Annotated in this window: 20 protein-coding genes; 7 read left to right on the forward strand and 13 right to left on the reverse strand. The window is 36.4% G+C overall.

What is annotated here, in order from left to right; genetic code table 11:
• Positions 1-231: 231 nt before the first annotated feature.
• The 3 genes from L6W14_RS20665 to L6W14_RS20675 form a co-directional block, all read right to left on the reverse strand.
• Positions 232-987, reverse strand: a complete 756-nt coding sequence (locus L6W14_RS20665; protein WP_048394240.1) for an exodeoxyribonuclease III — start codon at positions 985-987, stop codon at positions 232-234.
• 51 nt (positions 988-1038) lie between these two features.
• The gene (gene murB / locus L6W14_RS20670) at positions 1039-1953 is read right to left on the reverse strand and encodes a UDP-N-acetylmuramate dehydrogenase (protein ID WP_131520864.1); all 915 of its coding nucleotides are present in this window, start codon (positions 1951-1953) and stop codon (positions 1039-1041) included.
• A gap of 219 nt (positions 1954-2172) precedes the next feature.
• Positions 2173-2478, reverse strand: coding sequence for a winged helix-turn-helix transcriptional regulator (locus L6W14_RS20675; RefSeq protein ID WP_004231981.1), 306 nt, complete (start codon positions 2476-2478; stop codon positions 2173-2175).
• A gap of 359 nt (positions 2479-2837) precedes the next feature.
• On the opposite strand from L6W14_RS20675, the gene L6W14_RS20680 reads away from it, so the two are divergent.
• On the forward strand, positions 2838-3365 hold the full coding sequence (locus L6W14_RS20680) for a YceI family protein (RefSeq protein WP_131520865.1): 528 nt from the start codon (positions 2838-2840) through the stop codon (positions 3363-3365).
• A 34-nt stretch (positions 3366-3399) separates the two neighbouring features.
• A complete protein-coding gene (locus L6W14_RS20685) occupies positions 3400-3765 on the forward strand; it encodes a DUF2500 domain-containing protein (protein WP_131520866.1) in 366 nt (121 codons plus the stop codon).
• 30 nt (positions 3766-3795) lie between these two features.
• On the opposite strand, the gene L6W14_RS20690 is transcribed toward L6W14_RS20685, so the two are convergent.
• From L6W14_RS20690 to L6W14_RS20700, 3 genes are all read right to left on the reverse strand, one after another.
• Entirely contained in the window at positions 3796-6156 is a 2361-nt protein-coding gene (locus tag L6W14_RS20690) for a bifunctional 2',3'-cyclic-nucleotide 2'-phosphodiesterase/3'-nucleotidase (protein WP_237898792.1), read from the reverse strand.
• 303 nt (positions 6157-6459) lie between these two features.
• The gene (locus tag L6W14_RS20695) at positions 6460-7086 is read right to left on the reverse strand and encodes an FMN-dependent NADH-azoreductase (protein WP_004231976.1); all 627 of its coding nucleotides are present in this window, start codon (positions 7084-7086) and stop codon (positions 6460-6462) included.
• A 177-nt stretch (positions 7087-7263) separates the two neighbouring features.
• Positions 7264-7971 (reverse strand): DsbA family oxidoreductase, encoded by a 708-nt coding sequence (locus L6W14_RS20700; protein ID WP_112116765.1) that lies wholly within the window; start codon positions 7969-7971, stop codon positions 7264-7266.
• Positions 7972-8096: 125 nt separating this feature from the next.
• On the opposite strand from L6W14_RS20700, the gene L6W14_RS20705 reads away from it, so the two are divergent.
• Positions 8097-9476, forward strand: a complete 1380-nt coding sequence (locus L6W14_RS20705) for an FAD-dependent oxidoreductase (protein ID WP_066038018.1) — start codon at positions 8097-8099, stop codon at positions 9474-9476.
• A gap of 39 nt (positions 9477-9515) precedes the next feature.
• Here the strand turns inward: L6W14_RS20705 and L6W14_RS20710 are convergent, their stop codons facing one another.
• The gene (locus tag L6W14_RS20710; RefSeq protein WP_131520869.1) at positions 9516-10442 is read right to left on the reverse strand and encodes a manganese-dependent inorganic pyrophosphatase; all 927 of its coding nucleotides are present in this window, start codon (positions 10440-10442) and stop codon (positions 9516-9518) included.
• 453 nt (positions 10443-10895) lie between these two features.
• On the opposite strand from L6W14_RS20710, the gene L6W14_RS20715 reads away from it, so the two are divergent.
• Positions 10896-11699 carry a GNAT family N-acetyltransferase gene (locus L6W14_RS20715; RefSeq protein WP_237898794.1) on the forward strand — a complete coding sequence of 268 codons (804 nt, stop codon included), beginning with the start codon at positions 10896-10898 and terminating at the stop codon, positions 11697-11699.
• A gap of 110 nt (positions 11700-11809) precedes the next feature.
• On the opposite strand, the gene L6W14_RS20720 is transcribed toward L6W14_RS20715, so the two are convergent.
• The gene (locus L6W14_RS20720; RefSeq protein WP_237898797.1) at positions 11810-12676 is read right to left on the reverse strand and encodes a MurR/RpiR family transcriptional regulator; all 867 of its coding nucleotides are present in this window, start codon (positions 12674-12676) and stop codon (positions 11810-11812) included.
• A 317-nt stretch (positions 12677-12993) separates the two neighbouring features.
• Positions 12994-14223, reverse strand: coding sequence for an MFS transporter (locus L6W14_RS20725; protein WP_131520871.1), 1230 nt, complete (start codon positions 14221-14223; stop codon positions 12994-12996).
• Positions 14224-14427: 204 nt separating this feature from the next.
• Between L6W14_RS20725 and thrC the strand changes: the two genes are divergently transcribed.
• The 3 genes from thrC (at position 14428) to L6W14_RS20740 (ending at position 17177) form a co-directional block, all read left to right on the forward strand.
• Positions 14428-15480, forward strand: a complete 1053-nt coding sequence (gene thrC, locus L6W14_RS20730; RefSeq protein WP_131520872.1) for a threonine synthase — start codon at positions 14428-14430, stop codon at positions 15478-15480.
• Positions 15477-16391 carry a homoserine kinase gene (gene thrB, locus L6W14_RS20735; protein ID WP_237898799.1) on the forward strand — a complete coding sequence of 305 codons (915 nt, stop codon included), beginning with the start codon at positions 15477-15479 and terminating at the stop codon, positions 16389-16391. The genes thrC and thrB overlap by 4 nt, the downstream gene beginning before the upstream one ends.
• 99 nt (positions 16392-16490) lie before the next feature.
• Positions 16491-17177 carry an MtnX-like HAD-IB family phosphatase gene (locus L6W14_RS20740; RefSeq protein WP_131520874.1) on the forward strand — a complete coding sequence of 229 codons (687 nt, stop codon included), beginning with the start codon at positions 16491-16493 and terminating at the stop codon, positions 17175-17177.
• Positions 17178-17232: 55 nt separating this feature from the next.
• Here the strand turns inward: L6W14_RS20740 and zupT are convergent, their stop codons facing one another.
• The 4 genes from zupT to L6W14_RS20755 form a co-directional block, all read right to left on the reverse strand.
• Positions 17233-18042, reverse strand: a complete 810-nt coding sequence (zupT, locus tag L6W14_RS20745) for a zinc transporter ZupT (RefSeq protein WP_016992734.1) — start codon at positions 18040-18042, stop codon at positions 17233-17235.
• Positions 18043-18200: 158 nt separating this feature from the next.
• Positions 18201-18809: a phosphatase PAP2 family protein gene (locus L6W14_RS20750; protein ID WP_131520875.1), complete on the reverse strand. Its 609-nt coding sequence runs from the start codon at positions 18807-18809 to the stop codon at positions 18201-18203.
• Positions 18810-18894: 85 nt separating this feature from the next.
• The gene (locus tag L6W14_RS23120) at positions 18895-19026 is read right to left on the reverse strand and encodes a hypothetical protein (protein WP_255501606.1); all 132 of its coding nucleotides are present in this window, start codon (positions 19024-19026) and stop codon (positions 18895-18897) included.
• Positions 19027-19065: 39 nt separating this feature from the next.
• Positions 19066-19965, reverse strand: coding sequence for a hypothetical protein (locus L6W14_RS20755; RefSeq protein WP_237898800.1), 900 nt, complete (start codon positions 19963-19965; stop codon positions 19066-19068).
• Between the last annotated feature and the right edge of the window lie 379 nt (positions 19966-20344).

Consider the following 20344-nt stretch of genomic DNA (forward strand, 5'->3'; position numbering starts at 1 on the left):
GGAAGCGGATTCCCGTATGGTTGGAGCGTTCTTCACTACTTTAGAGCGGGTACCCACTTGATCGGAGCGCCTCTTCCACACTTTAGAGCAGATTCCCATGTGATTGGAGCGAATAACTCCTCACTTTAGAGCTAACCCCCTAGCATTGCCAAACCTCACATTTAAAAGTCATCTTATTCAGTTACAAAATACAAAAAATCGTATTTCCATTAAGAAAATACGATTTAAGTACTAGCATTGTAATTGCAATTCAATTGGACAATGATCACTGCCCATAATGTGTGGGTGAATTGTTGCGCTTTCAATTTGTTCCTTCAATTGATTGGATACAACAAAATAATCGATACGCCAACCAATATTACGTTCACGCACTTTATTCATATAGGACCACCATGTGTAGTGGTCAGTTTCCTCGGGATGCTTGTATCTAAAAGAATCTACAAAACCGCTTTCCAATAACGCTGAAAATTTTGCTCTCTCTTCATATGTAAAGCCCGAATTTCCAATATTAGATTTTGCATTTTTTAAATCAATTTCCGTGTGTGCAACATTTAGATCACCACAATAAACCACTGGCTTCTGACTATTTAGTTCTTGTAAATAGCTAGCTAAACGATCCTCCCATTGTAAACGTAATGGTAACCGCGCTAAATCACGCTGTGCATTTGGAGTATAAACATTTACTAAATAGAAATTCTTATATTCTAATGTTATAATTCTGCCTTCATCCTGAGAATCTTCGGCGCCCACTCCATACTTAACAGACAATGGCGTGTGCTTCGTGAAAATTGCTGTTCCAGAATACCCTTTTTTCTGCGCGTAATTCCAATACTGCTCATAACCTTCAATAGAGAGCTCTACTTGTCCAGCCTGACATTTTGTTTCTTGGATACAAAAGAAATCAGCATCTATTTGATGAAAAAACTCTAAAAAGCCTTTACCTAGACATGCTCGTATTCCATTAACATTCCATGATATAAATTTCATTTATCCACACTCCTAAAAAAACGCCCTTCGGCTTATGCGAAGGGCATCCTATTATAGATCGTCACCAACAATTTTGACTTCCGTCTCTAATTCAACGCCAAATTTTTCTTTCACTACACGTTGAACCATTTGGATTGTCTTAATATAGTCTGAAGCAGTAGCATTTCCTTTGTTGACAATAAATCCTGCATGCTTGGTAGAGACTTCAGCATCACCAACACCTTTACCTTGTAGGCCACTATCTTGAATAAGTTTTCCAGCAAAATGTCCAGGTGGGCGTTTAAACACACTTCCAGCAGATGGATATTCTAAAGGCTGTTTTGATTCACGTTGGAAGGTTAAATCAGCAATCTTCGCATCAATTTCCTCCTGTACGCCTACTGCTAATTGAAATTCAGAGGACAGCACATAATAACCCTTTTTGGCAATAATGCTTTGTCGGTATCCTAGCTCAAGGTCTTCTTTACCTAATATTAAAATGTCCCCTTCTTTTGTTAACACCTTCGATGAAACAATAATATCTTTAATCTCACCGCCATAGGCACCTGCGTTCATAGCCATTGCTCCGCCAATCGATCCAGGAATACCACATGCAAATTCAAAACCTGTTAAGGATGCTTGCGCTGATAGCTTTGATACATCTTTGATCAGTGCACCACTTTGTGCATACACATGCTCACCAGAAATACGAATCTCATCTAAGCGTGAAAATGTTACAACGATTCCCCTATGACCGCCATCTCGAACAACCATATTAGACCCGTTACCTAACATTAATAAAGGAATATTATTTATATATGCATAGCGAATAACGGATGCTGCCTCTTCTTCTGTTTCAGGAAGAACAAAAACATCTGCTTTGCCACCTAATTTTGTCATTGTGTATTGCTGTAATGATTCATTTAACTTAATATTGGCAGGATTAATACTTTTTGCTAAATCCACCGCCCATTGTTCTTTTGTCATGAGAGCTAATTCCTTTCTAACGTCCTTCTTACTCTACACCAGTATGGATTTACAACCCCAATTTGACAAGTAAAATGAAGGGTATTTTTATCTCATATTAAAAGACAGGTAAGACCTGTGCAGAGATGATGAATATTATAAAGAAAATTGACAGTCATTCCAAGTGTCGTTTTTAGGACACTATTTTATTGTATTATCTAATAAAATAATCCATTCACCCTAGAGCCAACTACTTGCCCATGTTTCGATATTGCGGATAGCACCTTCAAGTGCCTGACCTTTATCTGTTAATGAATACTCAACGCGTACCGGTACTTCTGAATATACCTTACGTTCAACAAGCCCCTCTTTTTCAAGCTCCTTTAAACGTTCTGATAATAAACGTCCACTGACAGGTAGTGCAGATTCGATTTCATTAAAGCGCTGTGGTCCATCTAGTAATTGATATAATATTAACCCTGTCCATCGTTTTCCGATTAAATCCATTGCTTTAGCTAAACGAGGACACAAAGTTGTCTCATTCATATTTTTTCACCTCTATGTAACTATTGTAACGATTAATGCACTAAATGTAAATTTGAAGTAACTTATTTACGTAAAATAATCTATTAACTTTTATATATTTAATTACAAATAGTAACTTATAATTTCAATGTTGGACATATCTAACAAGGGAACATAAAATGTCTTCGACTAAACGCTATCCTAATAAAATGCACATATTTCCAATAATATGCCTATTCCATTTTAAATATGTTTTGTTTCATGTTCACAGATTACACTTTTATAGAGGGAAAAACTTCCACATTTATAAAAAACTCATTGAATATGCAATTTGTTTACTTTATCATTCGTTGTAGAATGCTGTTTTAGGAGGTTTTCAAATGAAAAAATATGCTATTGATTTCAGTCATTCAACGATCGGATTTTCTGTAAGACATATGATGATTTCTCGAATTCATGGTACGTTTGAATCGTACAGCGGCGAAATAGTTGCATCCAATATCGAACAAATGCAGGATGCAAACATTTCTATCACGATTACAGTGGCTAGTGTCTCCACCAAGAATCATGATCGTGATGTCCACCTTGTGTCTCCTGACTTTTTTGATGCAGACGTCTATCCAAAAATAGTATTTACCTCTACATATATTGATAAACTTGATGATAAAAATTTTGCTATTCATGGGGATTTAACCATCAAAAACATAACAAGACCTATCGTATTTACAACAGTATATACAGGAAAAGGTGTGAATCCATGGGCACAAGAAGTATTTGGCTTCCAAGCTAAAGCCCAAATTGATCGTCGTGATTTTAATTTAGTCTACAATACCTTTTTAGAAACAGGTGGTGTATTGATTAGCGATGAAATAGACGTGATAGTAGATCTTGAATTAAATCCTCTTTAAGTATTGTTTCTACCTTAAAGAAAGGGAGGAATTTATGTTTTGGTTTGATAATGATTTTTTATTTGGCTCCGCTTTTATTACCATCATCTTCTTTATTGTTTTTGGAAGCATAGCCTTTATGATTGTAAACGGGATTATCACTTGGTCTAAAAACAACCGTTCACCAATTTTAACAGTACCCGCTAAGGTTGTGACAAAGCGTACGAATGTACGTGGGGGATCTAATAATACCGGGGCATCTACATCCTATTACGTTACGTTTGAAGAGCAAAACGGAGAACGGCATGAACTAAAGATGAATGGCTACGATTATGGTCAGCTTGTAGAAGGTGATCTTGGCATTTTAACCTATCAAGGTACACGGTATCATTCATTCAACAGACATAAAAAAGGAGAGTAGCGATTATCGTACTCTCCTTTTCTTATTCTCTTATTTAATTAAATATTTAGCAAATCCAGCTTCTGTATCTTCTAAATATTCAATACCACTACCTGCTGGAATAAACTTTTGTGCATCTTTTGCAGATAGGTAGATAACCTTTGTATTGGCTGGGAAAGGTACAAATGACCAGTTATTATCCGCAGCTGGGTTAATTGTTTTATTGGCCATAATATAATCTACAACAGCTTGTCGATTTTCATAAGCACAGTTTGTTATGTTAGAGCCGTCAGTATTTTTAAATGTCGCCCCATATGATCCACCAACACGGTAATTGTTTGTGATGATGATGAATTCTTGTTTTAAATCGATTGGTTTACCATTGTATTGTACATTCTTAATACGATTTGCCTTTTCATCAGTAAGATTACCGCGGCGGTCATATTTTGCTGGCGATGTGACATCAATTTGATATGTTAAGCCATCTAACACATCAAAGTTATAAGAACGTGCTTCTGCATCGATAATATTTTGCTCTTCTGTTTTAGTCGGATCAATTGTTGCAAAAATACCAGCAGCCATCTCTAACCACTCGATTGCTTGTGCGCCTGTCACTTTAATCGTAGCAACAGTATTGTCATAATGATAAATGTCGGCCATATTTTTAATAGCAAGCGGTCCTACAGGAATATTTGTATAATCTAATGGATTATTACGTGATCCTGCTTTGAAAGGAGCTCCAGCTGAAAGAATTGGTGTCTTTTCATCAGCCGTACCCTTTAGCTCTTGTTCGATAAACCATTTTTGAGCTTGTGTTACGATTTGAATGGATGGATCATCTTGCACCATTGAAAAATAACTATGGATTGGTGCTGTTGTTTCTCCAACAGGCTGACGGATATACGTTAATGTGCCCTCATGTGCCTCTTTAATAGCCTCTAAAACCGTTGTGGATGGTTGTAAACCTTCTTGTTTGATCGATTGTAAAGAACCTTTACCATCTACCACTACCCATTCTGATCCTTGTTGTTCTAGTTTTAAATCAATTACACCAAGATGACTACCATAGCTACCTGCCATAACAGTAGGAACACCGTGAATTGTCCCCTTCTCTTGGTCAACATCTTTCAAATCCTTATAGTCACCAGGGAATGTTAAATGAGAGTGTCCTGTAATTAAAGCATCAATACCATCAATTTCTGCTAATTGGTAACCAACATTTTCAGCACCCTTCACATAAGTATCTTCACCAATACCTGAATGTGACAGAACGACAATCACGTCAGCTCCAGCCTTTTGCATTTCTGGTACTACCTCTTTCACAGCTTCGACTGGCTCTTGCATTTCCACTTTACCTGCTAAATGAATGGCATCCCATTCAACAATTTTCGTTGGAACAATCCCTGTAACACCAACTTTAAGTGTATGTTTTTTACCTGAACTGTCTACCACTTCTTTATCAAGAATGACATAAGGTGTAAACATACGTTCTTTTGTTTTTGCATCATAGGTATTAGCATTTACCACTGGATACTTTGCATCGTTTAATACTTCATCTAAAAAGTCTAGACCATAGTTGAATTCATGATTTCCTAAAGTTCCACCATCGTATTTTAATGCATTAAGTGCAGCAATAGCTGGATGAACTTCACCTGGCTTTAAAACACTTTCTAATGCTTTATATGAGCCAAGTGGTGTGCCTTGAATTAAATCACCATTATCAAATAGTAATGTATTTGGATTTTTAGCTCTTACTTGCTCAATAAGTGTTGCGGTATTAGCTAACCCAAGCTCTGATGATGGAGCATCTAAATAGTAATTGTAATTAGCTAAATTGGTATGAATATCTGTTGTCCCTAAAATCTGAAGATCAACTGATACACCAGTTGAAGGTGCTTTGTACTCTGCTACAAAGCGCTCCACAATACTCTCCATCTGTTCCTTTGTCACATAGTCACGAGGACGAATAGTATTATCCTCAAATGCTTGTAAAATGTTTGCTGCAACAGCATTCGCTAAATCTTGTTTATATGCCGTTGCAATTTGATCTGCATCCTTAAATTGCTCTAAAACTTTGAGGGAAGCGTTTTCACTAACAAGTCCACGAGCAGAGATAACAAATGCTTGCTGACGTGTTAATTTGTCATCTGGGCCAAATGTCGTTGCTGTTTTCCCTTTAATAAGTTTTAATTGAACAGCTTTTTCTACATAAGGTGCTAAATCCTTAGAGACATCGTTAAAGGCAAGCGAAGAGCCGTCACCCATCTCTACATCTAAATTTTCTACTAATTCTTTTACATAATCTGCGCGTGTTACATCATTGGAAGCAGCATCAGCAGAAATTCCAAATGGTATAAACGCGAAAAGGACTAGTAACGTCGCCAAGAAATTAGTTATTAATTTCTTATTCATACAACAACCTCCTTAATAATCTAGTATTTTCCTACAAATTCTATTATATTAAAACCATTCTAATTTTTACTGAATATATAGTCCTAATTATATGTATTTTTAAAAGAATGGTTAATTACTTTCCCTCCAAATCATAGATTTCTACCATCCTTTATTTTTCTATTAAATAGGATGTTAGTAAATGTAAATTCAAAATAATTAGTTACTGTCAATATGTCTGACCTCCATACCACACCATACATCTGTTAACAAAATAAAAAAAGTCCTCCCAAAATTGAGAGGACTTTTAATAAAAAATAATTTTTATGCATTCACAGTTTGTAGTGATTGAGCAACCTTTTTCACTTCTTCTAGGCCATTTGCAATAATTTCTTGCGCTTTATCTGGTGAAGCATTGTGACCTTCAATAATCACTTCTTCAATAACTTTCATCCCGAATACGCCACCTACTACGTTTTTAATGTAGTTTACTGACATTTCCATTGGTTGAGCTTCAGGTGATGAATAGTAGCCACCACGAGCATTTAAAATAATCGCTTTTTTGTCAGTCATTAAGCTAATTAATTGACCATTTTCGCCATATTTGAATGTGAATCCTGCTTGGTATACATAGTCAATAAATGTTTGTAAAGGTGCTGGAATTGTTAAGTTCCATAGTGGGAATGCAAATACAACTAAATCAGCAGCAGTTAATGCATCCATTGCTTTTTGTTTTGCAGCTAATAGACGTGATTCAATGTCTGTTAACTCTCCACCATTTTGTACTTTACCAAAAGCATTGAAAAGATCTTGGCCAAAATAAGGCATATCTTCTGCAAATACATCAAAAGTTGTTACGTTGGCACCTTGTACATTTTCCATGAAAGTATCATACATTTTTGTTGAAATACCGTCTGGACGGTTGTTAGCTTTTACTACTAAAACGTTCATTATATAAAATCTCCCTTAAATTTCAAAATCTAATATCTCGAATTCAAGATATGTGTTTATCTTAAAAAATTTCATCTAAAATGTCAATGCTACTTGCCTCAGACTTTTGACTGAAATATTCTATCTTTCATCCATTCTAACAAGAGAGTTGAAAGCCTTACTCCTCTCTCTAGTAAGCTAAAATTTACAATTATCGTCTGTACAAATACCCGCATCACCTGTGCCAGCCATCTTTAGCGATGGTTGTAAGCCCTCTTCTTCAGCAACTTTACGCAATGTATCCTCAAATACCTCCTGCGGTTGTGCACCTGAAATACCATATTTACGGTTTAAGACAAAGAACGGTACCCCTCGTACACCAAGCTGGAGACCTTCTTGAATATCCGCTTCTACCTCATTTTTATAAACATCATCAGCAAGAACCTTTGCAACTTCTTCACGCTCTAGGCCCACTTTCTCAGCTATCTCTAATAAAACATCATCTTGACCGATACGCTTTCCTTCAATAAAATGACTGTGTAAAAGTGACTCCACTAGAGCTGTAACATCTCCCTGTTGTTCAGCCCATTTTACAAGCCGATGTGCTTTTAGCGTATTCTCTTCCATCAAATTGCTAAAATCGTAGTTTAGCCCTACTTCTTTCGCACGCTCTGTTACACCCACTGTCATTTCCTTTGCCTTCTCTAAGGACATTCCATATTTCTTTGCCAATGATTCATAGACAGTACTATGCGAATCTATTGGAGTAGTTGGATCTAGTTGGTAGCTTTTATAGACAAGCTCCACCTGCCCCGAATAGCCAGTATCCTCAATCGCTTTCTCTAATTGTTTTTTACCAATATAACAAAATGGGCATACATAGTCAGACCAAATTTCAATTTTCATTTCATACTCACTCCTTTTGCTACATTGTAGCGATAGTTGAAATCACAAGGCAATTTTAATGCCTCACTGCATAAATTTTCAAGTTCTTCTACATACTGAATACAAAAACAATGTGAGGTTTCTATATGACACAATCTCTTTGGCTTGCTACAACTGAGTCTGTCTCTTTATCTTCTCTTACTTCCTCAACAACATGCGATGTGTGTATAATCGGTGGTGGCTTAACTGGTTTATATACTGCCTATACTTTAGCAAAAGCAGGTGTGGATGTAGTTCTTCTCGAAGCAAATACCCATTTTGGTCACGGTACGACAGGGCATTCAACAGGAAAATTAACAGCCCAACATAGCATTGTCTATGCAAATCTTTTAGAAAAATTATCTTTGGAAGAGGCACAGCTTTATTATCAACTGAATCAACAAGCCATTGATAAAGCTAGACAAATACTCCCACCAGACAGGGTTCGTTCGGTGGATTCACTGTTATACTGTCAAACAAAAGAAGGCTATGCACAATTATTAAAAGAATGGAATGCCTATAAGGTTTTAAACATTAAGTCTAACCTTACCTCTGACACAGAGCTCCCATTCCCTATTACAAAAGCTTTATGTATGACACAACAAGCACAAATAAATCCTGTTGAAGTAAGTAATTTTCTTGCGAAAGAGGCGCAGAAGATGGGCGCAAAACTTTATGCAAATACCCGTGTTCAGCAATTAAACATACCACAGAATAACTTATATACCGAAAAAAATATGTCGGTTCAATATAATAAACTTATTTTATGTTCACATTATCCCATTGAAGCATTTAAAGGGCTTAAACTTTTTAAATTATCCAATAGTCGCTCCTATATGGTTGCAAGTAAAACCTCTGAGACTATGCAAGGTCAATATTTATCAGTTGATTTTCCTTCCCGTTCGATACGGACTGCCACGATTAATCAGGAAAATTATTTAGTCTTAGGAGGTGCGAATCACATCGCTGGCGAGACCGTTCATACCGAGCCATATTATGAGGCCATTTCCAATGAAATGAAGGAGCATTTTGAACAACAGCCACTTTATCGATGGTCAGCCCAGGATATAGAAACACCTGATATTGTCCCTTATGTTGGGAGAATTACAAACTCCTTACCTAACGTATTAATTGCCACTGGCTATCGAAAATGGGGAATCTCCAATTCCTTTGTCGCAGGCGATATCTTATCGTCTCTTTTAACAGGCTCAAAGATTGAAGAAGGTGCTATCGCTCTTTATTCACCATCACGTACTAAATTCGGTGCCCAATTCATGCAAATGCTGAAAGTAGGAGGATTTGTTGCCAAGGAATATATAGCTGGGTATATGAGGAATGCCACTGCTCCAACCTGTACTCATTTAGGCTGCAAAACAAAGTGGAATGAAGCTGATGAAACATGGGATTGTCCTTGCCATGGTTCCCGTTTTAACGCTAAGGGTGAGGTGCTTGAAGGCCCTGCTGTACAGCCATTAAAACTCGATTAAAAAAGAGGCTGTCTTAATAGACAGCCTCTTTTTTATTTTTTATTTTAGAGCTTCTGTTAATACTGGCACAATTTGTTTCTTACGAGAAACAACACCTGGTAATACAACACGGTTATTGATAAGATCAGCACCGAATCCTTTTGCTGCTGCTTCTGCTACTTGCCCAATTGCAACAGCTGTTGAATCATTATTTAAAATGTCAGTCACAACGAAGAAGAATAGATCTAAGCCATTTTCTGCAACATTTTTATTGAGTAGGATTTCTAACTCTTCTTGACGATTAAGCACATCATTAACATCAACTGCATTAACTTGAGCTACAACAGATTTGTACTCACCAAATTGGAATTCCTTTGCATCTAATGATAATAAATCTTCTAATGATTTATCAGATAAATCAGCACCTGCTTTTAGCATTGCTAAACCATACTCTGCAATCTCCACACCGGCAATTTTTGCTAGCTCTTCACCAGCTTTTACATCTTGCTCTGTGCAAGTCGGTGATTTGAATAATAATGTATCTGAAACAATTGCAGATAACATTAAACCAGCAATGTTCGCAGGTATGTCTAAACCGTTTTCGTTAAAAATTTTCTTAAGAATAGTAGCCGTACAGCCTACTGGTTCTGCACGATAATATAGTGGATCAGCTGTTTGGAAGTTGGCGATGCGGTGGTGATCAATTACCTCTGCAATTTGCACTTCCTCAATACCGTCAGCCGATTGTTGGAATTCATTGTGGTCTACTAGAATAACTTTGTCCGCTTCACCAACTACAGAAGAGATTAAACGTGGCGCTTCAAAGCCGAATTTATCTAATGCAAATTGAGTTTCATTATTAACATCTCCAAGACGTACTGCCTCAGCTTCTTCACCAATTTGCTGTTTTAAATAGGCATATACAATAGCAGACGTGATTGTGTCTGTATCTGGGTTTTTATGTCCAAAAACTAATACTTTACTCATAGAATTAATTCCTCCTAAAATGGCACTTACATTTATATTTTATTTTATCATACCTTATAGCCTGACAAGTGATAAAGTGAAACTTTGGAACAATTTCGCCTCAGCGTATATACCACTGACCCTCACTCTCGATATAACATACAGTGCTTAATTGTGTCCAAACTATATTATGCAAATAGAATGGCAGTGCTCTAAATACATACTTTTCAAATAAGATATCTATATTATAACTAGCTTAAGTTGCTATGTATACTTTTAATAGGTCTAATTACTTCTATAAAACTCTCTATTTTTACCAACCTATTTTTAACATTCAATAGTAAAAATGCCTCTTTTTTATAAAATAATTAGTTTATATAGATATTTAGTTGGGTTTTCATATTTAAGTCATCATAATTTTATGCTATCATCAGGTAGTCTATATTTTTGGATATTCAGGAAATGGGGATTACGATGACGAAGAAGATAGAAAAAAAGTACATTCCTTTAGCTAACTATTTTGATGTAGCTTTACAACAAGAAATTACTTTATCCTTTAGTGAATTAGAAAACATTATGGGACAAGCATTACCGAACGCTGCCTACTTAAATAAAAGCTGGTGGAAAAAAACTAAGCCCCCTCTCTCACATTATTTATCATGGACAAATGCAGGCTATTATGTCATTGATGTTAAGCTAGGTTCTAGTGTATCTTTCTCACGTACGCAAATGAAGTCTACCGAAAACAACACTTCTAATAGTGAGGAGAATTCATCTGCATACATAATACGAGGAATTGAAGCTTCTGATGCTAGATCATTCATTCATTTACAAGAGGAGATTTTTCAAGAAACTGACTTTATGTATAATGTTCAAAATGAGCTAGATCTCACTGTCCAACAACTTCGTAAAAATTTAACCTATTGGAAGCAACTAAAAAACCGTACTATACTACTTTGTGTACTAAACGGAATCTTTGCAGGTTATGCAGTTATTCATGGATATAAACAATCAAAAGCTAGACACGTTGCCTCTATTCGTTTAGCTGTGAAAGAAGAGCATCAACAAAAAGGTATTGGCTCCTCACTAATGAAAGCTGTAGAAAGTTGGTCTAAACAACATGATATTTCCCGTTTAGAGTTATCTGTTATGGAGCATAACAATGTAGCTTTACGTCTCTTTACAAAGCTAGGATTTCATCAGGAGGGCATTCGAAAAAATGCCATTAAATTAAATGATACTTATATTAATGAATATAGCTTGAGTAAAATTCTATAATTCACTTTCCCTAGATGTCTAAATACTATTTGGACATCTTTTTATATAGAAAATTTCAAAAAAATACGCATAGATAGTTTGTTGAAACAAACTATCTATGCGTATTTACATTAAAAAACCTGCTTTTCTCTAATAGCATCTAAGAATAATACATTACTTTCTACTTGCTCGTACGATTGTTGATATTTTTCATAGTGGTCTTTATCCTGGCTTATCATTTCCTCTATTAACGCATGCAAAAATGAAATCAAGACTGGTGCAATATCTAGAGAAGAATGATTCTTGGTGCCGAGGGTAAATAATGCACTAGCATATTCTCGAATAGGCGAAAACGCAGAACCTGTAATGGCAATAATTTTCACTTTCTTTACCTTTGCAATTTCAAGAATCGTTTTAATATCCACAATTTGTTTATCAAAAGAAAGTACAATTAAAGTCGTATGTTCGCCCATACTGTTTATTTGATTCACTAAATCATCTGAGTCTAAACGAAGCTGCTTAATATTAGCACGGAGTGTTTGCAGTGTATTAGATAGCCAATTTGCTACAGATGCATTGTGACGAGTACCTAAAATATAGATATTATCTCCTTCATGCATCCATTTTGAACATTTTTGGATCTGCTGATCGTTAATCAATTGAATTATTTCTTGAATATTTTGGCTATCTCGTTGCATCACCTTACCAAAGCTAGAATTAGTTAGCTTCTTAGCAGTATATGTAGGCTGTAGATTTGCACCTACATCTTGAGACATAATATAGGCTCTAACTTCCTCTTGCAGTTCTACATACCCTGACAAATCCATAGCATAACAAAATCGAATCACGGTTGATTCACTTACATTAGCCAATCTGCCAACCTCTGCTGCTCCATTAGCAATCACTGTTGTGGGATTATCCATTACAAATTGAGCTACTTTACGCTGGCCCTTTGACAGCCTTACAAACCTTTTCTTTATATCTTCATGAATACTCATTCCTAACAACCTTTCTTTCAATGACCTTATCACGAACGGGAGATTGTTTCCTACTGACTCAAAATTCGATTAAAAATACAGTATCACGATTACAATTTGAATACAATGACTTTTCTGAAAAATCTTCATCGCATTAACCTGCTAATAAAACAATTTGATTTACGCTTTAACCATTTTATATTGATTTGTCATTTTAACAAATAAATCAGTCAAATCGAATAAAAATTAATAAAATCTTATTTTTATGTATTATTTAAGCGAAATCAGACAAAAATGTCCTGGACCAATTCCTTTGATCCAGGACATTCTATTTCATATTATTCTAGTTCAAGCTGCTTCGTTTCCTTCCCAAGGAAGATGACCCCTATAACACCGATAATAATCGCTCCACAGAAAATGGCAAAGATAAAGCCTATATCATAGCCTGCCGTTAATAAAAAGCCAACGAGCAACGGACCAAAAATACCACCAATTCGTCCAACTGCTGCTGCCATACCAGCACCTGTTCCACGAATAACTGATGGATATTGCTCGGGTGTATAAGCATATAATGCTCCCCAAGCTCCTAAGTTAAAGAAAGATAAAAGCATCCCTGAAGTTAACAATACGGCTAAAGTATCTGCATTACCAAAAATATAAGCACTCGCTGCAGTACCAATTAGATAGGAAACAAGGACAAACTTACGTCCAAACTTTTCTATAAACCAAGCGGCTGTAAAGTAACCCGGTAATTGAGCTAAAGTCATGATCAAAACATATTTAAAGCTTGTGATCATGTCAAAGCCTTTCCCTACCATCACACTTGGCAGCCATAAAAACATGCCATAATACGAAAATACAACTGTAAACCATAATAGCCACAGCATAAATGTAGAACGAGCATACTTTTTTGACCAAACCTCTTTCATATTTTGGCCAATGCTCCGTTTTTTTGCTTCTTCCTTCACAGTAAATTGTGGTGAATCTGGCAAATGCCAACGAAGATAAATAGCATAAAACGCTGGAAGTGCTGTTAGTATAAGGGCTACTCGCCATCCCCATGTGGGAATAACAAAATACGAAATAAGTGCTGCAATTAACCAGCCTGCTGCCCAAAAGCTTTCAAGTAATACAACCACGCGCCCTCTTTCTTTGGCAGCCACACTTTCAGATACAAGTGTTGAAGCTACAGGCAATTCTCCTCCTAGCCCCATCCCTACTAAAAAGCGTAAAATTAAAAATGCAGTTAATGTTGTTGTAAAAGCGGATAATCCACTTGCAATAGAAAAAAGGACAAGTGTCCACATAAATATTTGCTTGCGACCTACTTTATCAGCAAACACACCAAAAAAGAGTGCTCCTACAGCCATGCCGATAGAATTTATACTACCAATCCAACCAGACTGACTTGGTGATAGTCCCCACTCAGCGGCCAATGCTGCAATGACAAAGGATAATATACCAACGTCCATCGCATCAAAGAGCCACCCAACCCCCGCTACACCCAATAATTTATTTCTGGAAATGGATTGCTGAGGTTTCTTTGTTACTGCTGTATTTATTGTCATCCCAACCACCTGTCTTTACACTTGACTTTACATTACAAGATTACTATACAGTTGTTTCAAGAAAGTGACAAGTACTATTCAAATTACCGAATTGTTTCGACAATTAATGAAATGGTATTGAAATAATAGTGCTATTTGCGTTAAAATGTCTTTTATACAAAAACAACTGTTCTTTCTATAAGAACAAAAGGAGATCGTTACGTTATGTGGAAAGGCCTTATCGAAGAATATAAACAATTTTTACCCGTAACTGAAAATACACCTGCTTTAACTTTAAATGAAGGCAATACGCCTCTTATACATTTAGTGAATTTATCTAAGAAACTAGGCATTGAGCTTTACGGAAAAATTGAGGGTGCAAACCCAACTGGCTCATTTAAAGACCGAGGAATGGTATTTGCTGTTGCAAAAGCAATCGAGGATGGAAGTCAATGCGTTATTTGCGCTTCTACAGGAAACACTTCCGCTGCTGCGGCTGCTTATGCAACTCGTGCAGGCATCCAATCAATCGTTGTTATTCCAAAAGGTAAAGTTGCTCTCGGAAAGTTAGCACAGGCAACAATGTACGGGGCAAAGATTATCGAAATTGACGGAAACTTTGATGATGCACTCAATATCGTTCGCCAAGTAAGTGAAACGACACCAGTTGCACTTGTTAACTCTGTAAATCCATACCGTATCGAAGGTCAAAAAACGGCTTCGTTCGAAATTGTTGATGCCTTAGGTTCAGCCCCTGATTATTTGTGTATTCCAGTTGGGAACGCAGGTAATATCACTGCATATTGGAAAGGGTTTAAAGAATATCACGCTGCAAAAAATAGTGGGCTACCAAAAATGTATGGCTTTGAAGCTGAAGGTGCTGCAGCAATCGTTAAGGGTGAGCCAATTGCTAATCCTGAAACAGTGGCAACTGCCATTCGAATTGGCAATCCTGCGAGTTGGACATTGGCAGAAGCTGCTCGAGATGAATCTGGTGGTATCATTGATTCTGTTACAGATGAAGAAATTGTAGCAGCCTATAAATTAATCGCAAGTACAGAAGGCATTTTTGTTGAGCCTGGCTCTGCTGCTTCTTTAGCAGGTGTTATGAAATCTGTTGAAAATGGAAAAATTCCTCAAGGCGCTAAGGTTGTAACAATCTTTACAGGGAATGGCCTAAAAGATCCTGATACAGCCATGAATGTGTCCACTGTAGAGGTCGTATCCCTTAAAAACGATGAAGAAGAAATTCGTGCATATATTGAGGGTGTACTATGAGTAAAATGTGGCAAATCTCAGTTCCTGGAAGCACAGCCAACTTAGGTCCAGGCTTTGATTCAATAGGACTTGGCTTGTCTCTTTACTTACAGCTTTCTGTTACCTTGCAAGAACAATGGGAAATTATTCATCTTGATGATAATGGTCCTAAAGAGTTTGAGCTTGAAGATCACTTACTATACATCATTGCAAAAAAAACTGCAGATCTATATGGTCAACAGCTACCTGCCTGTCGTGTGGAGATGACTAGTGAACTTCCATTGGCACGTGGACTTGGCAGCAGTGCAGCAGTTATTGTTGCAGGTATTGAGCTTGCTAACCAAGTCTGCAAGCTGGAGTTAACACTTCAAGATAAACTCAACCTCTCTTCACAAATTGAAGGACATCCAGATAACGCAACTGCTTCAGTTTTAGGAGGATTAACGATTTCTTCGATGGATGACAATGGCATAGTCGATACATTCCACATCAATGATATCGATGCCTCCTTTGTGGTATATGTACCAGATGTTGAATTAAAAACAAGTGAATCACGTTCTGTTTTACCAGAGCAATTTAACCGTTCCTATGCTGTTCACGCCTCAGCAAATGCAAATATGTTAGCCGCTTCTTTAATGGTACGAGATTTTGAACGTGCTGGACGTTATATGGAGGCAGATTTATTCCATGAACCGTTTCGTGCAAAGCTAATTCCTGCTTACAAAGAAATTCGTATGGCTGCAAAATCGAACGGTGCATATGGTACTGCTCTAAGTGGCGCTGGACCAACAATGATTTCTATTATTCCTTCTGCTATTGCCTCTGACTTCGTTGAATTAATGAAAAAGCAATTCCCAGAGCATCAAATTATTTTAACAAATGCTGATGAACATGGTGTACAAGTCAATGAATGTGTGAAACGTCTACTTTAATAGTAGGCGTTTTTTCTTGAAAGCAAGTTTGGATAAAACTAATATTATAGAAGTATAGAATTAGACCTTTTATACGCGCTTTTCTAAGGAGGAATTATCTTGAAACCCATTATATTCTGTGATTTCGATGGCACGATAACAGAAACAGATAACATTTTTTCACTTATGACTGAATTTGTACCAGAAGAATCTGAGAAAATTGCTCAAGCGATGATGGAGCAAACCATTTCATTTAAAGATGGGCTATCAGCAATGTTTCATCTACTTTCTACTCATCAAAAAGATGAAGTCATTCAATACCTAATGGAGTCGGCAGTTATACGTGAGGGATTTGGTGATTTTGCCCGCTATGCTCAAAATAACAATATACCATTTTATATTGTAAGTGGCGGAGTTGATTTTTTTATCGAGCCTTTAGTTGATAAATTTGGTCCCTTTTCAGGCATTTACTGTAATAAGGCCGATTTTTCTGGTAAACAAATAGAATTGATCTACCCAAATAGCTGTGATGAGGAGTGCGCTAAATACAGCACACAAGGATGTGGCTGCTGTAAACCAAGCGTAATGCGGAAGGTTGCTAAGGAAGATCATTATAAAATTGTAATTGGTGATTCTCTATCAGATTTTGAGGCAGCTAAACTAGCAGATATTGTTTTAGCTAGAGATCATCTTATCCAACGCTGTGAAGAGCTCCATGTTCCATATAGACCTTTTACCACATTTCATGATTGTCTCAAAATAGTACAAGAGCTAGTGGAGTCAAAAGAAGCTGTTGTTACACGCTAATAGAAAAAAGAAAAAGGAGCCACTTTTACAAAGATGTCTCCCTTTTCCTACTTACTTATGCTAATAATACTAAGCTAATGGCCATGACCGCCATCCCCCCTACTAGACCGTACATCGACAAATGTGTTTCATCATATCTTTGTGCAGCCGGTAGCAATTCATCTAGTGAAATAAAGACCATTATCCCTGCAACCCCAGCGAAAACGATTCCAAACATGACATCTGTTAAAAAGGGCATAAGGAGCAAAAAAGCTACTAATGCACCTACAGGCTCTGCCAATCCTGATAAAAAGGATAATTTAAAGGCTTTCCTTCGATTACCTGTTGCAAAGAAAATAGGAACAGATACAGCAATGCCTTCTGGAATATTATGAATAGCAACTGCAATGGCAATAGCAATCCCTACATTCGGATCATTAATAGCTGACATAAATGTAGCGATCCCCTCAGGAAAATTATGAATGCCAATCGCCAGAGCTGTAAAAACGCCCATCTTCATCAAATGTTCTTCATTAACCTGTGGTTTGATGGCATTAACATCCTCTACCAGCTTTACTTCATGAGGATTAGTTGCCTTCGGAATGAATTTATCAATTAAGGCAATAAACAACATCCCACCGAAAAATCCTAGGATTGTCATCCAATAGCCATTTGTTGTACCTAATGCATTGGTTAAAGCATCTTTAGCTTTCACAAATATTTCTACAAGGGATACATAAATCATCACCCCTGCTGAAAAACCCAATGCTAATGATAAAAATTTTGTATTTGTTCTTGATGTAAAAAATGCTATTAAACTACCTACACCTGTTGCAAGTCCAGCAAACAGGGTTAATCCTAATGCCAGTAAAACATTTCCGTCCATGCCCTTCTTCCTTTGCTCTTTTTCTTATTGTACTCATCTTAACGTAGAAGTTTCCTATACGCAATTCTTTTTTATAAGGCAAATATCATTCTTTACAGTGTCTCGGTAAAATGTAAAAAAGCAGTATCTATCATGTGAAATAGATACTGCCTGTCTTTTTATTTATGATTAGATGGAAATAAACGTTTACGCCGTTCGTACCAAATGACACAGATGATAAACCAAGTATAGCCGATGCTCCAACCACCAAGTACATCTGTAGCAAAATGTCGAGCTCCTGCAATACGTGATAAACCAATAAGCACCATTAAAATTGTAGCCCCAAGCCACAGAAGGTTTTTACGTTCTTTACTACTATTCTCCGCTAAAATATAAGCAAGTGTAAATAAATAAAGTATACCTGTCATCGAATGTCCAGACGGAAAGCTAAAGGATGTCAGTTGATCCTCAATTTCAGGTCGTGGACGTTGCACCCATTTCTTTAGTAATTGATTCAGAACATTGCCTACTGCAAAAGTTAGTACAACAAATAGCATACCTCGATAATTTTTTACCTTCCAAGCTAAATACACCATTAAAACTATTGCAACAGCAACAACAAATTTCGGCTCACCTATATAATGAAAGATCTCAATAAAACGATTACCAAAAAGAAGCTCTGCCATCTTTGCATCAAATGTATTCATCAGCTGACTATGATAAGTGGCTCTTAATACAATAAAGACAATTAACGTTAAAACTGCTAATGGATATGCCCATTTTTTCATTTTTTCACCTCAAAAAACATTCATGCTATGTCCTTCACATCATAACACAAATAAATCTTTTCTGAATGAAATATAGGCCTTCATTTTATGAAAGGTTTACACCATTGACCTCTTGATAAATAGTGACAGATTCTTCTTCTGGTTTGTGAAAGTAATTGGAAACGGCCAATGCAACAATGAATAAAATGGCTACTATAGGTAGTATTCTTCTAAACATCCTAAACACTCCCTTATTCTTTTACTAGACCAAATTTGTCTACTTAATTAGCACTGGATCAAAAAGCCAATCTTTTGAACCAAAGTTTACATCCTTTTCTCCTCTAACCTCACGTGAAATACCATATTTTATAATAGTTTCTCTAAATCTTTTACTAAACAAAGTCTTTCTATATAGATATCTTCCATCATGACTACACTCGGCTGAGTAGAAAACATCACCTTTTAAGTTTTCCAAATCTTCATGATGATAAATATCAGGACCATTAATGACACCATTTAAACCACAACTACACGGAGGTTGCTCAGTTGCAAAGTATAATTTAACTCTGTCCTTACTACACTCAGGGAGTATTTGTATAGGAATAATTTGATAGGCTGGCTGTTTTCCTTCTTCCGGGCCTTGATGGATCACCTCTAAAAGCTCATAGCCTTCTAGTTTTTCTCTTTTCATTAAAGATACTAGTTCCTCAGAAGCTACCCAATAACCATTTACATGCACTAGATGACGATCTTTCATCTGCGTAGTATCAATGACTATTGGTGATAACTGCTCTTTATCCATGAGCCCACAACACTTACAATGTGTACTCAAAGAAAATAGTGTCCCTTTATCTTCTAAGAACATTTCCGGTGAATTACCTGTTGAATTTAAAGTAAATAATGGTGCTCGTTCATACTCTGTATCTGAAAATTCAAAGTAAAAACGTTCTCCGATTGAAACGATTCCAAATTCACGCTCTAATGACTCATATAAAGCTGTTACCTGCTCGTATGTTACATCTTCATTTAATGTAAAAATAGGATTAAATTTTGTTTTTAAGTTTCTTTTTCTCAATTCAGGCGCACCAATAGCAATACCATGACGATTATAAACGTTAATAACTTGATCTTGACTAGTTTCATCTATGGAAAACAAATTTTCAAGTTCTACTTTCACAATACACGCCTACCTTTATAAAGTTTTATGGTGAAGTATATTGACTAGCTAGTAACATTCTACTAACGCTACTTTATTCATAGATAGTCAGGCTGCTTATTTAATAAAATGATTTATATATTACTCACTAAAGCAAATCTACTTAACCATTGTTAATTTAAGCGTACCAGTAGTTATACCGTTATTTCAACTTCGGGTTTACGCCAATTTTCTGGCGTGATTCAGACAAATTTTTGGCGTGATTTGGCGGAAACAAAAAACACCGCCACTTTTTTGGCGGTGTCTATCATATTTTATAGGCAATTCAGTATAGGAATATGGTTTTATTTTACTAAGGAAATATATAGGATATTCCATTCCCATAATGCCCCCTATTAAT

This window comes from Lysinibacillus sp. ACHW1.5, assembly GCF_022014815.1.
Classification (GTDB): Bacteria; Bacillota; Bacilli; order Bacillales_A; family Planococcaceae; genus Lysinibacillus; species Lysinibacillus capsici.

Excerpts from the sequence above, each read along its gene's own strand:
- L6W14_RS20665 (WP_048394240.1), bottom strand. The coding sequence starts at position 987 with ATGAAATTTATATCATGGAATGTTAATGGAATACGAGCATGTCTAGGT.
- murB (WP_131520864.1), bottom strand. The coding sequence starts at position 1,953 with ATGACAAAAGAACAATGGGCGGTGGATTTAGCAAAAAGTATTAATCCT.
- L6W14_RS20675 (WP_004231981.1), bottom strand. The coding sequence starts at position 2,478 with ATGAATGAGACAACTTTGTGTCCTCGTTTAGCTAAAGCAATGGATTTA.
- L6W14_RS20680 (WP_131520865.1), top strand. The coding sequence starts at position 2,838 with ATGAAAAAATATGCTATTGATTTCAGTCATTCAACGATCGGATTTTCT.
- L6W14_RS20685 (WP_131520866.1), top strand. The coding sequence starts at position 3,400 with ATGTTTTGGTTTGATAATGATTTTTTATTTGGCTCCGCTTTTATTACC.
- L6W14_RS20690 (WP_237898792.1), bottom strand. The coding sequence starts at position 6,156 with ATGAATAAGAAATTAATAACTAATTTCTTGGCGACGTTACTAGTCCTT.
- L6W14_RS20695 (WP_004231976.1), bottom strand. The coding sequence starts at position 7,086 with ATGAACGTTTTAGTAGTAAAAGCTAACAACCGTCCAGACGGTATTTCA.
- L6W14_RS20700 (WP_112116765.1), bottom strand. The coding sequence starts at position 7,971 with ATGAAAATTGAAATTTGGTCTGACTATGTATGCCCATTTTGTTATATT.
- L6W14_RS20705 (WP_066038018.1), top strand. The coding sequence starts at position 8,097 with ATGACACAATCTCTTTGGCTTGCTACAACTGAGTCTGTCTCTTTATCT.
- L6W14_RS20710 (WP_131520869.1), bottom strand. The coding sequence starts at position 10,442 with ATGAGTAAAGTATTAGTTTTTGGACATAAAAACCCAGATACAGACACA.
- L6W14_RS20715 (WP_237898794.1), top strand. The coding sequence starts at position 10,896 with ATGACGAAGAAGATAGAAAAAAAGTACATTCCTTTAGCTAACTATTTT.
- L6W14_RS20720 (WP_237898797.1), bottom strand. The coding sequence starts at position 12,676 with ATGAGTATTCATGAAGATATAAAGAAAAGGTTTGTAAGGCTGTCAAAG.
- L6W14_RS20725 (WP_131520871.1), bottom strand. The coding sequence starts at position 14,223 with ATGACAATAAATACAGCAGTAACAAAGAAACCTCAGCAATCCATTTCC.
- thrC (WP_131520872.1), top strand. The coding sequence starts at position 14,428 with ATGTGGAAAGGCCTTATCGAAGAATATAAACAATTTTTACCCGTAACT.
- thrB (WP_237898799.1), top strand. The coding sequence starts at position 15,477 with ATGAGTAAAATGTGGCAAATCTCAGTTCCTGGAAGCACAGCCAACTTA.
- zupT (WP_016992734.1), bottom strand. The coding sequence starts at position 18,042 with ATGGACGGAAATGTTTTACTGGCATTAGGATTAACCCTGTTTGCTGGA.
- L6W14_RS20750 (WP_131520875.1), bottom strand. The coding sequence starts at position 18,809 with ATGAAAAAATGGGCATATCCATTAGCAGTTTTAACGTTAATTGTCTTT.
- L6W14_RS23120 (WP_255501606.1), bottom strand. The coding sequence starts at position 19,026 with ATGTTTAGAAGAATACTACCTATAGTAGCCATTTTATTCATTGTTGCA.